Annotated in this window: 14 protein-coding genes; 8 read left to right on the top strand and 6 right to left on the bottom strand. The window is 38.9% G+C overall.

The genetic code is table 11. The features are described from left to right. Positions 1-6: 6 nt before the first annotated feature. Together B0169_RS01685 and B0169_RS01680 are read left to right on the top strand one after the other, a co-directional pair. The gene (locus tag B0169_RS01685) at positions 7-261 is read left to right on the top strand and encodes a cytochrome C oxidase subunit IV family protein (protein WP_077284078.1); all 255 of its coding nucleotides are present in this window, start codon (positions 7-9) and stop codon (positions 259-261) included. A gap of 66 nt (positions 262-327) precedes the next feature. Then, positions 328-696, top strand: coding sequence for a hypothetical protein (locus B0169_RS01680; RefSeq protein WP_077284076.1), 369 nt, complete (start codon positions 328-330; stop codon positions 694-696). A 37-nt stretch (positions 697-733) separates the two neighbouring features. Here B0169_RS01680 and B0169_RS01675 read toward each other — a convergent pair whose 3' ends face one another. From B0169_RS01675 to B0169_RS01650, 6 genes are all read right to left on the bottom strand, one after another. Further along, complete coding sequence (locus B0169_RS01675; protein WP_077284074.1) at positions 734-1,186, bottom strand: ion channel; 453 nt, start codon at positions 1,184-1,186, stop codon at positions 734-736. 132 nt (positions 1,187-1,318) lie between these two features. After that, positions 1,319-1,714 (bottom strand): hypothetical protein, encoded by a 396-nt coding sequence (locus tag B0169_RS01670; RefSeq protein WP_077284072.1) that lies wholly within the window; start codon positions 1,712-1,714, stop codon positions 1,319-1,321. Between the two features lie 7 nt (positions 1,715-1,721). Further along, positions 1,722-2,642 (bottom strand): TIGR01777 family oxidoreductase, encoded by a 921-nt coding sequence (locus B0169_RS01665; protein ID WP_077284070.1) that lies wholly within the window; start codon positions 2,640-2,642, stop codon positions 1,722-1,724. 179 nt (positions 2,643-2,821) lie between these two features. Further along, a complete protein-coding gene (locus tag B0169_RS01660) occupies positions 2,822-3,013 on the bottom strand; it encodes a hypothetical protein (protein WP_077284068.1) in 192 nt (63 codons plus the stop codon). Between the two features lie 172 nt (positions 3,014-3,185). Beyond that, entirely contained in the window at positions 3,186-4,325 is a 1,140-nt protein-coding gene (locus tag B0169_RS01655) for an anhydro-N-acetylmuramic acid kinase (protein ID WP_077284065.1), read from the bottom strand. Between the two features lies 1 nt (position 4,326). Continuing rightward, positions 4,327-5,724, bottom strand: coding sequence for a peptidoglycan DD-metalloendopeptidase family protein (locus B0169_RS01650; RefSeq protein WP_179143614.1), 1,398 nt, complete (start codon positions 5,722-5,724; stop codon positions 4,327-4,329). 158 nt (positions 5,725-5,882) lie between these two features. On the opposite strand from B0169_RS01650, the gene tyrS reads away from it, so the two are divergent. The 6 genes from tyrS (at position 5,883) to B0169_RS01620 (ending at position 14,853) form a co-directional block, all read left to right on the top strand. Beyond that, on the top strand, positions 5,883-7,082 hold the full coding sequence (tyrS, locus tag B0169_RS01645) for a tyrosine--tRNA ligase (protein ID WP_077284062.1): 1,200 nt from the start codon (positions 5,883-5,885) through the stop codon (positions 7,080-7,082). 448 nt (positions 7,083-7,530) lie between these two features. Beyond that, entirely contained in the window at positions 7,531-9,660 is a 2,130-nt protein-coding gene (nosR, locus tag B0169_RS01640; RefSeq protein ID WP_077284060.1) for a transcriptional regulator NosR, read from the top strand. A 67-nt stretch (positions 9,661-9,727) separates the two neighbouring features. Next, the gene (gene nosZ / locus B0169_RS01635) at positions 9,728-11,614 is read left to right on the top strand and encodes a TAT-dependent nitrous-oxide reductase (RefSeq protein WP_077284058.1); all 1,887 of its coding nucleotides are present in this window, start codon (positions 9,728-9,730) and stop codon (positions 11,612-11,614) included. A gap of 139 nt (positions 11,615-11,753) precedes the next feature. Further along, positions 11,754-13,112, top strand: coding sequence for a nitrous oxide reductase family maturation protein NosD (locus B0169_RS01630; RefSeq protein ID WP_077284056.1), 1,359 nt, complete (start codon positions 11,754-11,756; stop codon positions 13,110-13,112). Next, complete coding sequence (locus B0169_RS01625; protein ID WP_077284054.1) at positions 13,109-14,035, top strand: ABC transporter ATP-binding protein; 927 nt, start codon at positions 13,109-13,111, stop codon at positions 14,033-14,035. Before B0169_RS01630 ends, B0169_RS01625 begins: the two co-directional genes overlap by 4 nt. Continuing rightward, entirely contained in the window at positions 14,035-14,853 is an 819-nt protein-coding gene (locus B0169_RS01620; RefSeq protein WP_077284052.1) for an ABC transporter permease, read from the top strand. Before B0169_RS01625 ends, B0169_RS01620 begins: the two co-directional genes overlap by 1 nt.

Here is a 14,853-nt window from a genome sequence, read left to right as displayed (position 1 = left end):
GTTGCAATGAAGAAATTTTCTAGTTTGGAATGGTTTTGGGTAATACTGATCGCCATTACGCTATTTAACACGTTTTTAGGCGAACAGTTTGCTTCAACTGCGTTTGTTAGTATTTTAGTGGCAGTAACGTTAATGTATAAAGGTATTATTGTTATTGATCATTTTATGGAGCTAAAACATGCAAATAAAAACTTACGTTTTTTGATGCGGTTATATTTTATTATTTTTCCGGCAATGATTATTGCAACGATTTTTTTCTAGTCTGCAAAGCAAAGCAATGTTGGGCTTAACGTGTGTGGCCTAATAAACAAGTAAAGGGAAATAACCATGAATTTACAAGCAAGATTACAAAGTAAAGAGCAAATAAAACAGGCATCTAGCATTGCTTTATGGTCGATACTAAATTTAACTTTTTTACCGGTGCTTGCCTTTATTATTTTGCTTTTTCAACTAAGTAAAGTGGATAAAAACAGTTTGGCTGATGGTCATCTTAAGTTTGCTATTAAGCTGAATTTATTTGCGGCAGCTGCTCTGATTTTCGTTAGCATACTGATGATAGCATTAGGTGGTTTTAATTCAGGTTGGACATGGGTATTTGTTATCACTTACTTTGTTCTTGTACATACAATTTTTATTGTGCTGGCTGTTTGGGCATTAATACGTGCTTGGGCCGGAAATACTGTATTTAAGCAATAGGTGCTCGCAATAAATCGCACCAATGGCAACATAGTATTTAATGTAAATGGTAGCCCCCTGACGTGCCATGTTGTGTTGCTCTAATACGGGCAATGGCTTCAACAAGAACCGCTGTATTTAGTCCGACAATGATTAAACCATTAACCGCAGTTAAACTACCCAGTATGCGCCATTGTGGCTCTAAAACGATATCGCCATAACCTAAAGTTGAGAAGGTCACAATGGAGAAATAGAGAGCAGGTTCTAGACTATTAAAAGCTCCAATGACTAAATAGACACCAGCCCATAGTGCCGCACTGACACTTAACCCGGCAACTAACCACAGCACCATAGCACTGAGTATTAATACGGTTTTTAATTGAAAAGGAGGTCTGGCTAACCAATTGCTTAATACATGTAAGCAATAGGTGAGGGTGCTGATGAATGCAACTTGAATAAATACCGTGCCAACGATGAGCAAAGAGCCGTAAATTAACTGGGTGAAAATCACGATATTGAACCAATACTTGTTGCTAAATTCGAGCGTTAATCATCAAACTTATTCGTCTGTAAGTCAATGTTTGCTCTTATTATTTTTGATAGAAACCCCGCTTATTATAGGCAAGGTAGCTTCGGTGAAACTTTATTTTAATTGCGCCTTTAACCAGGTTTTTGCCTCTTCAGTTGAGTCAAACGTTCTATTTTTAAGGCCTGCTTGGTTATAAACATTTTGAAAAATACTTTGGGTGATTTGTGGTGCATCACTTAAGGTTGAGTGAATGGCTAAGGCTTTTGTTGGCCCCGACCTAACTAAGTTCAGGTGGTAATCTAAACCATCTTTTGCAGCTAAAGAATCCCCTTTGAGTATCAATAAAATAGCAAAGTTATGAAAGTCGACTTCATGTAGGAGAATTTGCCCCAGTTCATAGTGCATTTTTTTGAAGAACTCTAAATTCCACGGGCCTATAGCATGAATAGTAACGATGTTACCTTCAACGCTGTAGCTACATTTACCATGGGGGGGCAATTCTGCTTTCAAACGGCACCTAATTGTTGTTGTTTGTATTATTGTCACACTTAAGTAATAGTTGTTTTAAGGCGATCTGTAAAGAAGGGTATTGGAATTTAAAATTATTTTTCAACAATTTATCGGGAATAACATGTTGACCGTAGAGTAGTAAATCTGACGATTCTCCCATGATTACTTTTAACACCAAGGCTGGAACTCTGAAAAAGCAAGGTCGGGAAAGTACCGTACTTAACGTTTCGGCAAATACTTGATTGCTAACGGGGGTTGGTGCTGTGGCATTGATAATACCGGTTAACGAAGGTTGATTGATAGTAGCCATGATAATCGCAACCATATCGTCGATATGTATCCATGACATAAATTGTTGCCCGTTAGCTATTGGGCCACCAAGACCGAGTTTGAATGCGGGCAACATCTTCTGCAATGCACCTCCGTTGTTGGCTAAAACAATACCGGTTCTTAGTACACATACCCGGGTTTTATCCGACTGGGCCGAAAAAGCGATACTTTCCCACTTCTGGCAAACATGATGGCTAAACTCGTCATAAACATCTTTTTGGCTTTCAGTTATCGCCTTAGCGCCTTGGCGTCCATAAAAGCCGATAGCACTGCCCGAAATAAAACACTTAGGTGCTTTAGTGGCGGTTTGTATTTTTTCAACAAGCTGCTGAGTTATGTGCCAGCGGCTTTGGCAGATCAGCGATTTTTGCTGTTCTGACCAACGACGGCCTACGATGCTTTCGCCAGCTAAGTTAATAACGACATCAAGTTCATTAAAATTAACTTCAGCAAGTGATGAGATTAACTTGATATGAGCGGGTAGTATGTTGGCGGCATTTTTTTTATTACGCGTCAGCACGATAATGTTATCAGTATTTAAACCTTGTATTAGCGCTCTGCCTATTAAGCCCGTACCACCAGTAATAAGTATGTTCACTATCGCTCCTAAAGCCAAATACTATGCATGATTGTGTATCAATCATTTATTTTAGTTGATAGTAGTTATACCGCTACATTTGCTTGATAGATCACTTTTGCTTTTAAGCTGCAATGCCAAGCACAAAAAAAGCTCCCGTAGGAGCTCTTGTATTGTTAGATAAGTTTCGTTTAAAAGACTTAATAGTAAGTATCTTCTTTGTTGTGCGCTTGAGGATCTTCAATAATCTCTTCGAAGCCGACTTCAAAACTGTTGTTGCTGTCGCTATTTGCCATGTAAATAGTACGGGTTGAGCCATCTATCCAAGTTACGGTGCCGCTGCCTTTTTTGCTGCCGCATTTCATGCCAATATGAATGTCGTTAAATTCCATTACCTACTCCTCGTTTGTTGTTGAACATCGAATAGTGCATTCGATTAAGCAAACTGTGTGATTAACTTAGAAACCTCCTCGCAAGGATAGTTCAAATATTATTCATTTAACGTGCTTTTTTTCAACAGGAACGGATTATTATAAACAGAAAACTATTCAAATCTAGTCATTTTTAAGGATTGACACTGATACCCAAAACGGCTGGCTTGCTAGCCCCTGTTACAGCTGGGATGTTGCCAAAAATATTTTTATCAAATGCGAAGGCTAACCAGGCAAATGCCATTGCTTCTAATGAATCACTATTTATGTTTTTTGACTGAGTATTCATTACTTGGTGCTTGCTAAGCTTATGATTTAACAGCGAAACCAGTACGTTATTTTCAACACCTCCACCGCAAAGATATACGTCTGATTTCGTACTTAATTTGTTAATTTGTTGCGCAATAGTTTCAGCTGTTAGTGCAGTTAATGTTGCTTGAACATCAGCCGGTTTTATCGCATTTTTACCGATGAACTTTGCTAGCCATTGGGCATTAAAATACTCTCGTCCTGTGCTTTTAGGCGCGGGTTGTTTGAAGTATGGCTCGTCTAACATAGGGCGAAGCAAATCTTGGCAAATGTTTCCTGAATCTGCCCATTTTCCTTGCATATCAAATCTACCTGCTTGGTGCTGAGCAAACCAATAATCCATTAGGGCGTTGCCTGGGCCAGTATCGAATCCGATGGTGCTTTCAGGACTATTTTTTGGTAAGAATGTAATATTGGCAATACCACCAATATTGACGATAAAAACATCATTTTCAGTTGAACCGAAAATAGCCTGATGAAAAGCAGGTACTAATGGTGCTCCCTGGCCTCCTAAGGCAATATCTTTAGTTCTAAAGTCTCCTACTACACGAATGCCGGTTAGTAATGCTAACGTTTGTAAACAGCCAATTTGTAGGGTAAATGGTGTACTAGCAAATTGACTTATGGTCGGACGATGACGAATCGTTTGACCATGGCAACCTATTGCGGTGATATCCGTTGGAGATAATTTTTCTTGCTGTAAAAACTGTTCAATTGCATGAGCAAATAACTGTGCAAGTTTTATATTAAGGCTACCTGCACGATCAATTTCATTATCGCTTGCATTATACAAGCGGGTTATTTTTTGGTGTGTAGCGTTATCGTAAGCTTGATAATAGCTAGCAATTAACTTGGCACCGTTAGCTTGTTGTGATTGCTCAGTGTCAAATTCAACCAAAGCGAGATCAATGCCATCAGCACTGGTACCTGACATTAAACCAATATAACGCACTTTATTGGCCATTTTATTCTGCGCTTGGCTGCATGGATAACATGATTCTACGTGAACCAGTTAGTTCTGCTAATCGTTGTTTAGCTATCACATCAAAAGCTTGTTTATATTTTGAGCTTATCGGCTTAGCGTCTGGTAACTTCACGGTTCTAGGATTGCGGTGTACGCCATTGAGTAAAAATTCATAATGTAAATGTGGACCTGCTGCTAAACCTGTTGACCCTACATAGCCAATCACTTGCCCTTGCTTAACGCGTTGACCTTTTTTAACGGCACGTTTCGAGAAATGTAAATACTTGGTGACTATGCCATTTCCATGCTGAATAAAAACGTAGTTACCATTGTATTTGTTATATGTCGCGTGAGTAACTTTACCATTACCAGCAGCAACAACGGGGGTACCTGTTTTGGCTGCGTAGTCGGTACCACGATGAGCTTTCCAACGCTTTTGTACGGGATGAAAGCGTTTAGGTTTAAAATTAGAACTAATGTATTTAAAACTAACGGGGGCACGTAAAAAAGCTTTGCGCATGCTGCGACCATCAGCGGAATAGTATGCACCATCAGTAAAACGAATAGCGTGAAAAGACTCGCCTTGGTTAATAAACTCTGCGGCAACTATGTTACCTTTGCCAATAAAGTCACCTTCTATGTACTGGTTTTCATAAATGACATTAAAGCTATCGCCTTCGCGTATATCTAAGGCAAAATCAATATCCCAACCAAATATATTCGCCAAGTTGATAATTTGTCCGTCATTAAGGCCGGCAGCCGCTGCAGCATTCCAAAAATTAGATTTAATAACCCCATGCGCAATGGCTTCACGTACCTCGACTGTTTTACTTTCTTTATAGGCGTGATATTGCTGATTTTGTAAATTTACGTATAACGTTTCGTTTTTTGACAGCGGGTACTCAAGCGATACTAAAGTACCTTGCTGATCCTTTCCGATACGGATTATGTCGCCAACCCCTAGTTTTTTTAGTGATTTACTACCTTCGCCTTGCGCGGTGATTACTTTATGAGTTGTGGTGGCGTTGAGCCCATTACGCTTAAATATTTTAGCAAGTGAATCACCACTTCTGACTTTAACAGCCTGCCATTGCAATTGGGCTGAACTTTCTTCGATATTACTGGGTAACTCACGTGCTGGAATTTCTGTATCGTTTAATGATTCAATGGGGGTATCAGGTAACTCAATACTGGCGGAAGGTTGTGTGCTACTGGCTTGTTCAGGTGTTGCCACTTGATATCGCTGACCGACTTTAAATTCGCCTACAGTATTCGATGTTGTTTGCTTGCTACTTTTCAGCGGCACCACTAATAAAAATAGCACTATCACAGCGCACGTAGTAATAATTATTTGGTGCTGTTTTGGTAAGGCAAAATATAAATTTTTTATATTTTTCAAAAAGCTAAGACCTATAAATGAGATTTTAATACGACAATTGTCGTTTACTATAGCAAAATAATATCCTTCTAAACAATGATAGGGTTTTCACCACAGTGAAAATTACAGTAGAATTCAGCCATTAAAGATTAATCATACCCTTTGTTGGAGCTTAGTAAATGTCAGATGTAAGCCAAGCGTTTTCAGAAATAAAACGCGGTGCGGAAGAAATTCTGCTAGAAGATGAGTTATTGGAAAAGTTGAAGAAAGGCAAGCCGCTGAAAATTAAAGCAGGCTTTGATCCAACAGCACCAGATTTGCATCTTGGTCATACAGTACTGATCAACAAATTACGTCAGTTTCAACAACAAGGTCATGAAGTTATCTTCTTAATTGGTGATTTTACCGGCATGATTGGTGATCCAACCGGTAAAAATGTTACGCGCAAGCCATTAACTAAAGAAGACGTGTTATCAAATGCTGAAACCTATAAAGAGCAAGTTTTCAAAATTTTAGATCCAGCAAAAACTACAGTTGCCTTTAACTCAACCTGGATGGATAAATTGGGCGCTGCAGGTATGTTAAAGCTTGCTTCACGCCAAACCGTTGCGCGTATGATGGAACGAGATGACTTTAAAAAACGTTATGCTGGTGGCCAAGCGATTGCCATCCATGAGTTTATGTATCCTTTAGTGCAAGGTTGGGATTCAGTTGCTTTAGAAGCTGATGTTGAATTAGGTGGTACCGATCAAAAGTTTAATTTATTGATGGGTCGTGAACTACAGAAATCAGAAGGCCAACGTCCGCAAACTGTGCTTATGATGCCATTATTAGAAGGCTTGGATGGCGTACAAAAAATGTCTAAGTCGTTGAATAATTACATCGGCATTACTGATGCGCCAAATGACATGTTTGGTAAAATCATGTCGATCTCAGATGATTTAATGTGGCGCTACTATGAATTACTTAGTTTTAAGCCGATTGAAACGATTAGTGGCTACAAAGAAGCTATCGCGGCGGGCTCAAATCCTCGTGATGTAAAAATTGATTTAGCAAAAGAGTTAATTGAGCGTTTTCATGATATTGAAGCGGCAGAAGCTGCTCACCAAGAGTTTATTAATCGTTTTCAAAAAGGTGCCTTACCTGATGACATGCCTGAATTAGATATTGTGACTGAAACGGGTGAAATTGCGATTGCTAACTTGTTAAAAGAAGCCGGTTTAGTGGCTAGTACTTCAGAAGCTATGCGGATGATAAAGCAAGGTGCAGCAAAAATTGAAGGTGAAAAAATTACCGATAATAAACTTGTGATTAAAGCGGGTTCTAGTGCGGTTTATCAAGTAGGCAAACGTAAGTTTGCTAAGATTACGCTTAAGTAACTATAAGGATAAAATAACTAGCACTATTGCTAACGTTAGTTAAATTATCTATCGATAAAGCCAGTCAACGTGACTGGCTTTTTTATTATTATTTATCCGGTTTTTCAATAAAAACTAACCTGTATCTTTAGAATAAATTGAAAGCTTTGGGGTTTCTTACGCTGCTTTAATCGTTTTATTGCTAAATCAATTTAAGTGCACCAATCCTTAAATACTCCTCTTGTAGCTTCGCTTTCTTGTCATGCTTAGTGAGCTAACTATTAAATATCCCTACAAAAATTGTGTGTTTTTTGGTTGTTGAATTACACAATTTTGTTGATCTAAGTCAGTATTAGAAATTTTGAGAGGCGTAGTATGTGCGACATATTGTCGCAGTTAGATAAATTAGAGATTTGACATATTCACTCTGAACTTGCTGCTTATCATCTAGGTGTAGGTATTACGTACAATGCTATTTTTCTTATCGTACAGTAAAAACAAGTTAACGTTACTTTTGGTGCTATTGCTCTGCTTTGCTCAGTTCTCTGCGCACGCTTTATTTGTTAGTGAACCAAGAGATCCTTTACCACTTATCAATCAAATTTTTCCCCAAGCCACTAAAGTTTCTGATAAAGCGGGTGAGCCGCTGATTTGGACGGTATATCAACAAGAAGAAATCATTGGTTATGCATTTGAAACCAATGACATTGCAAAAATACCAGCCTACTCAGGTGAGCCAGTTAACATGTTGGTGGCCATTGATTCGAAAGGCGTTTATCTCGGTGCGAAAGTTTTAGAGCATCACGAGCCTATTATTTTGGCAGGTATCCCCGAAAGTAAATTATGGAAATTTTCTGATCAATATAACGGCCTTAACGTTAGTGACCGCTTGAAAGTCGGCGGTAACGCAAAAGGAGATATCATTCATTTAGATGGTTTATCTGGGGCGACTGTCACTGTTATGGTGATGAATGTTGCCATAACTAAGTCAGCAACTAAAGTTGCACGCTCACTCGGCATTATTGATGAGGCTGAAGAAATTAAGCAGCCGATGGCCACGGTATTACCCAATGTGTATAAAAAGGCAGATTGGCAAACATTACTTGGCGACGGTTCAATTCGTAAACTATATCTCGACCGTAATAAGGTTGATGAAGCCTTTGTTGGTACTGAAGCTGAAAATATAGAACAAGCTACGCCGGAGCAAAAAGGCGATATGTTTGCTGAGGTTTATTATGCCCAAGCAGATATTCCAACCATAGGGCGTAACTTATTAGGTGATAGCGAATACCAATGGTTAATGTCAACATTAAAGCCTAACGAACATGCCATTATTGTTTTAGGCAACGGTTATTCATTTAAAGGCTCGGGTTATGTTCGTGGTGGGATTTTTGACCGTATCCAAATATTACAGAATGAAACGGCTTTTGCCTTTCGCGATTTAGATCAAATTCGAGTGACTGACTTGTTTATAAGTGGGGTGCCACATTTTAAAGAAATGTCATTATTTATTGTCCGTGAACATCAAGAGTTTAATCCGGGTGTTGATTGGCAGTTCGAATTGCTAGTTCGTCGCCAAGTAGGTGCTGTAGATAGTGTATTTACTAGCTTCAAAGGTAGCTACCACGGTTTAGATCAATACTTGAACCGTCCACCGATTATATTACCTGAGCCTGAGTTAACGCTGACACAACAAGTTTGGCAAGATAAGCAAACTGAGGTGATTATTTTATCTATTTTAATGACACTGCTACTTGCCACTTTATTTTTTCAAGATGTGTTGGTTAGACACCCAACCTTTATGCACAATTTTCGACATGGCTTTTTAATTGTTACAGTGGTTTTCATCGGTTGGATGTGGGGTGGACAGTTGTCAGTGGTTAACGTCTTTACATTTCTACAAGCCTTTATGTCAGACTTTTCTTGGGACTTATTCTTATTAGACCCAGTGATCTTTATGCTTTGGGGCGCTGCGGCAGTAACTATGCTGCTTTGGGGCAGAGCTGTCTATTGTGGCTGGTTATGTCCTTTTGGTGCCTTACAAGAGCTGATTAACGTGTTTGCTCGCTACATCAAAATTCCTCAGTTTGAATTGCCTTGGGCGGTACATGAGCGTTTATGGGCGATTAAATATTTAGTGTTACTAGGCTTATTTGCTTTATCACTGGACTCTCTAGCTCTAGCTGAGCAGTTTGCTGAAATAGAGCCCTTTAAAACCACCTTCCTATTAAAGTTTGATCGTGAATGGCCTTTCATTGCTTATGCACTTATTTTGCTCACTATTAACATCTTTAATCGCAAATTTTTCTGCCGTTATTTATGTCCGTTAGGTGCAGCGCTTTCAACAAGTAATAGTGTGCGCTTATTTAGCTGGTTACGTCGTCGTCCAGAGTGTGGTCAACCTTGTAAAACCTGCGCTAAAGAATGTGAAATACAAGCAATTAACCCTGACGGCGTAATAAATATGCGTGAGTGTCATTACTGCCTTGATTGCCAAGTAACTTATTTTAATGAAGAAAAATGTCCACCACTGAAAAAATTAGCACGTAAAAAAGCCAAGTATAAGGCAACAGAAATTGAAACTGTCAATGTAGCTTAATGCTTAGAATTAGATAAATAGAGTTTAAAAGTTCCAACTAAAAAATTAACCAGAGCGGAGAAGAGTGATGAGTAATGATGATAAAAGCGCTAACAACGTAGAATTAGAGAACGAAGGTAGACGTAAATTTTTCGGTAAAACAGCATTAATTGGCGCTGGAGCCGTTGCCGCACCTATGACTGCAGCTATGTTTACTTCAATGGCACAAGCACAAGCTGTTGAAGCGGCTAATTCACCACATGTAGCGCCGGGCGAGTTAGATGAATACTATGGTTTTTGGTCTGGCGGACATTCCGGCGAAGTACGTATTATGGGTGTTCCCTCAATGCGTGAATTAATGAGAATTCCAGTATTTAACCTCGACAACGCCACTGGTTATGGTTTAACAAATGAATCAAAAGAGGTTTTAAACAGTGAGTATGTTACTGGTGACTGTCATCATCCTCACATGTCTATGACTGATGGTAAATATAACGGAAAATATGTTTTTATTAACGATAAAGCGAACACCCGTGTTGCTCGTATTCGCTGTGATGTAATGAAAACTGACAAAATTTTACATATCCCTAATGTTCAGGCTATTCATGGTTTACGTGTGCAAAAAGTGCCTTACACTAAGTATGTTATCTGTAATGGTGAATTTGAAGTCCCCGTAGTGAATGACGGCAAGTCTGGTATGGAAGATGTCAGCACTTACCGTTCAATGTTCAATGTCATTGATGCAGAAACCATGGAAGTGGCTTTTCAAGTTATGGTTGATGGTAACTTAGATAACACAGACGCAGATTTTGACGGTAAGTATTTTGCCTCAACATCATATAACTCAGAAATGGGCATGAACTTAGGTGAAATGATCAGCTCAGAGCGTGACCATGTAGTTGTTTTCAGCCTTGCACGTTGTGAAGCCGCTGTTAAAGCTGGTAAATTCAAAACTTACAATGGCAATAACGTCCCTGTGTTAGATGGTCGCAAAGGCTCAGAATTAACGCGCTATATTCCAGTACCTAAATCACCACATGGCATTAACGCCTCTCCTGATGGAAAATATTTTGTTGCTAATGGTAAGTTATCACCAACAGTTTCTATTATATCTATTGCGAAATTAGACGATATTTTTGCTAATAAAATTGAACCACGTGATGCCGTTATTGCAGAACCAGAATTAGGTTTAGGGCCACTTCATACTGCCTTTGATGGCCGTGGTAATGCATACACTACACTATTTTTAGATAGCCAAGTGGCAAAATGGAATGTTGAAGATGCTATCAAAGCGCATAACGGTGAAAAAATTAATTACTTACGCCAAAAAGTAGATGTTCATTATCAGCCAGGCCACAACCATACGTCACAAGGTGAGTCGCGTGATGCTGATGGTAAATGGCTAGTTGTTTTATGTAAGTTCTCAAAAGATAGATTCTTACCAACAGGGCCACTTAAACCAGAAAATGATCAACTATTTGATATTTCTGGTGATGAAATGAAACTGGTTCATGATGGTCCAACTTTTGCTGAACCGCATGACTGTATTATGGTACATCGTAGTAAAATCAAAACCAAAAGAGTTTGGGATCGTAATGACCCAATGTTTGCGACTACAGTAGCAACTGCAAAGGCTGATGGCGTAAACCTAATGACAGACAATAAAGTTATTCGTAAAGGCAAAAATAAAGTCACGGTATATATGACTTCAATTGCGCCAACGTATGGTTTATCTGAATTTAAAGTTAAGCTTGGAGATGAAGTAACTGTAGTTATTACTAACCTTGACCAAGTTGAAGATGTAACGCATGGTTTCTGTATGACTAACCATGGTGTACAAATGGAAATTAGTGCACAGCAAACCTCTTCTATTACCTTTAAAGCAAACAGACCAGGTGTACAATGGTACTACTGTAACTGGTTCTGTCATGCACTTCATATGGAAATGCGCGGACGTATGCTAGTTGAAGCTTAAGTCGAACTTACTAAGCACAGGTGACTTAGCATCAGCAAAATGTTGCTGCTAGGATTACTTACCTAGTGAGGATAAAATAAGCGGTAATAGCAATTTTGTTATTGCCGCCTTTTTAATTTATAGCGTTGAGTTTTTGATAGTGTATTTATTTAAAAAATTACTGGTTGCTACTTTTCTTTTAAGTTTTTCAGTTAATATTTTTGCTGAAGAAATTACCATAGCGCCAAATGATAATTTACAGCGAGTATTAGATGAAAGTAGTAACGGTGACATTATAAAATTAGCGCCAGGTCGCTATGTGGGCAACTTTGTTGTTAATCACCAGCTCACTTTATCAGGCAAGAAAGGCGCGATTATCGATGCCAATGGCCAAGGCCATGCTGTATTACTGAAAAATTCAAATATTACCATTGAAAACCTGCAGATAGAGAATTGGGGGCATAACTTAACTGACGAAAATGCAGGTATTTATTCGGCCACTAAAGCTGAAAATATTACCATTAAAAATAATAAATTAACGGGCGATGGCTTTGGCATTTGGCTGCATAAAATTAACCATGCAAAAGTAATTAACAATACCGTACAGGGCAATATTAATATTCGCTCTGCAGATCGAGGTAACGGCATTCAAATATCAAGTATTGAAAATGCCCATATCTTTGGCAATGAAACTAGTGGTGTGCGCGATGGAATTTATGTTATTGCCAGTAAAAATAACCTTATTGAAGGTAATACCATGCATCATTTACGTTATGGTATCCATTATATGTATTCATATGACAATTCGGTAATAAATAACACCGCTTATAGTACTCGTGCTGGTTATGCGTTGATGAGTTCACGTCGGCTGATAATTAAAGGTAATAAAACCACCGACTCCGAAGACTATGGTTTTTTACTCAATTTTATCACGGAATCAACATTTGAAAATAATGACATTAAAGGCGTTTGGACTAAACCAGAAAATAAAGTGTTGGGTCGAGACGGAAAGGGCTTGTTTGTTTATAACTCAGGTTACAACACCATTAAAAATAATCGTGTTGATACCGCTGAAATTGGTATTCATTTAACCGCGGGCTCAGAGAATATCAAAATTTACGGTAATAGTTTTATTAATAATCCGGTACAAGTGAAATATGTTTCCAATAAAAAACAAGAGTGGAGCTTTGAGGGTCGAGGCAATTATTGGAGTAATTATTTAGGTTGGGATATGAATGGCGATAATATTGGTGATGTTATTTTTGAGCCAAATGACGGCATTGATCAGCTTATTTGGCAATACCCAGAAATGAAAATGATCATGGATAGTCCGGTGGTATTGATATTACGTTGGATACAAAAAGAGTTTCCGGTTTTAAAACCGCCAGGCGTTAAAGATAGCTTTCCGTTAATGCAACCCGCAGCAGCGCCAAAGAGAGTAAGTCAGATCGCGTCATCGCTTCAAGTAAGTGATGAACAGTCAGAAGTTCATGCGAATAAGGCAAGTAAACCACAATGAATACACCCTTAGTTTCCCTTGAGAATGCCAGCAAAAACTATAAAGCTTTGCCAGCGTTATCATCCATTAACCTGCAACTTGCGCAGGGAGAAGTACTCGGTTTGTTTGGCCATAATGGCGCGGGCAAAACTACCATGATGAAGCTTATCTTAGGCGTAATTTCTGCCGATGCCGGCAATGTTACTGTGATGGGCATGAAACCTGATGATAAATCAGCATGGCATATGCGAGCAAAAATGGGCTACTTGCCAGAAAACGTTATGTTTTATGAGCAATTGACCGGCTTAGAAGTTTTAAGCTATTTTGCTCGATTAAAAGGTCAGACAAAACTGCATGCTAAAAAACTGTTGGAGCAAGTCGGCATTGCTCATGCGATGGGGCGGCAGGTAAAAACATATTCTAAGGGGATGAGGCAGCGTTTAGGTTTAGCACAAGCTTTTATTGGTGAACCAAAATTACTATTGCTTGATGAACCAACTGTCGGTTTAGATCCCAATGCGACGGCAGAATTCTATAACAGTGTTGACCAATTGAAAACCCAAGGAACAAGTGTTGTGCTTTGCTCTCATGTTTTACCTGGGGTTGAGCAGCATATTGACCGAGCGATGATTATTTCAGGAGGAAAAACTTTAGCGCTTGGCACTATCGCTGAATTACGCGCGGCGGCAAATTTACCAACGCAAATTAAGCCGCAAGGACTGAATGTGGAATTACTTGAACATCCAATCGTCAAAGCTTATGTTAATTCGGCTGGGCATTTAACGGTTCCTGAACAAGACAAGCTTAAAGTTTTACGTTATTTATTAGCAGACGAAAGCTTGAGTGATATTGCCGTTGAATCGGCAAACTTAGAACAAGTTTATCAATATTATTTAGCACAAGCAGAGCATATGAAAACAGAAAATACCAAGGCAGGTGCGTAATGAGAGAAATACTAACCGTCGCCAATAAAGAATTTCATGATGGACTTCGCAATCGCTGGTTGCTGTCGATAACATTAATTTTCGCTGTATTATCCGTTGGTTTAACTTATTTTGGTGCCGCGGCTTCTGGTACTGTCGGTGTTACATCGCTTTCTACCACCATTGCTAGCTTAGCAAGCTTGGCCGTATTTTTAATTCCATTGATTGCATTATTGTTAAGTTACGACAGTTTTGTTGGTGAGCAAGAAGGCGGTACATTATTGTTATTGCTAACTTATCCGTTGAGTAAAAATCAATTGCTGTTTGGCAAGTTTTTTGGTCAAGGCGGTATTATTACTTTAGCGACATTACTTGGGTTTGGTGCATCAGCGTTACTGTTATTTATTCAACATGGTGATTTTGTCATCATCGAAACCTTTGGTTATTTTATTGTTAGCGCAACGCTTTTGGGCCTGAGCTTTACCGCTATCGCTTATATGATCAGCTTACTTGCCAGTGAAAAGTCAAAAGCAGCAGGTGTAGCGTTAATCACCTGGTTCTTTTTTGCTTTGGTATTTGATTTAGCTTTGCTAGCGTTATTGGTTGGTGCCGATTCCGGGCTAAGCCAATCAGCGTTAACCCAATTGATGATGTTGAATCCAGCCGATGTGTTTCGTTTAGTTAACCTCGCAGGCTTAGATAGCTCAGATGTTAATGGTGCATTAGCTGTTGCTATCAATGCTAATTTAACACAGGCTCAACTACTGGCGATTTTATTGGCTTGGGTAGTTGCACCTTTAGCTATAGCATCCGTTATTTTTAAAAATAAAAAACTGTAA

Source organism: Cognaticolwellia aestuarii (assembly GCF_002000025.1).
GTDB lineage: Bacteria > Pseudomonadota > Gammaproteobacteria > Enterobacterales > Alteromonadaceae > Cognaticolwellia > Cognaticolwellia aestuarii.
The sequence above is the reverse complement of the archived record's forward strand: the minus strand, read 5'-3'. Positions and strand labels throughout refer to the sequence as shown.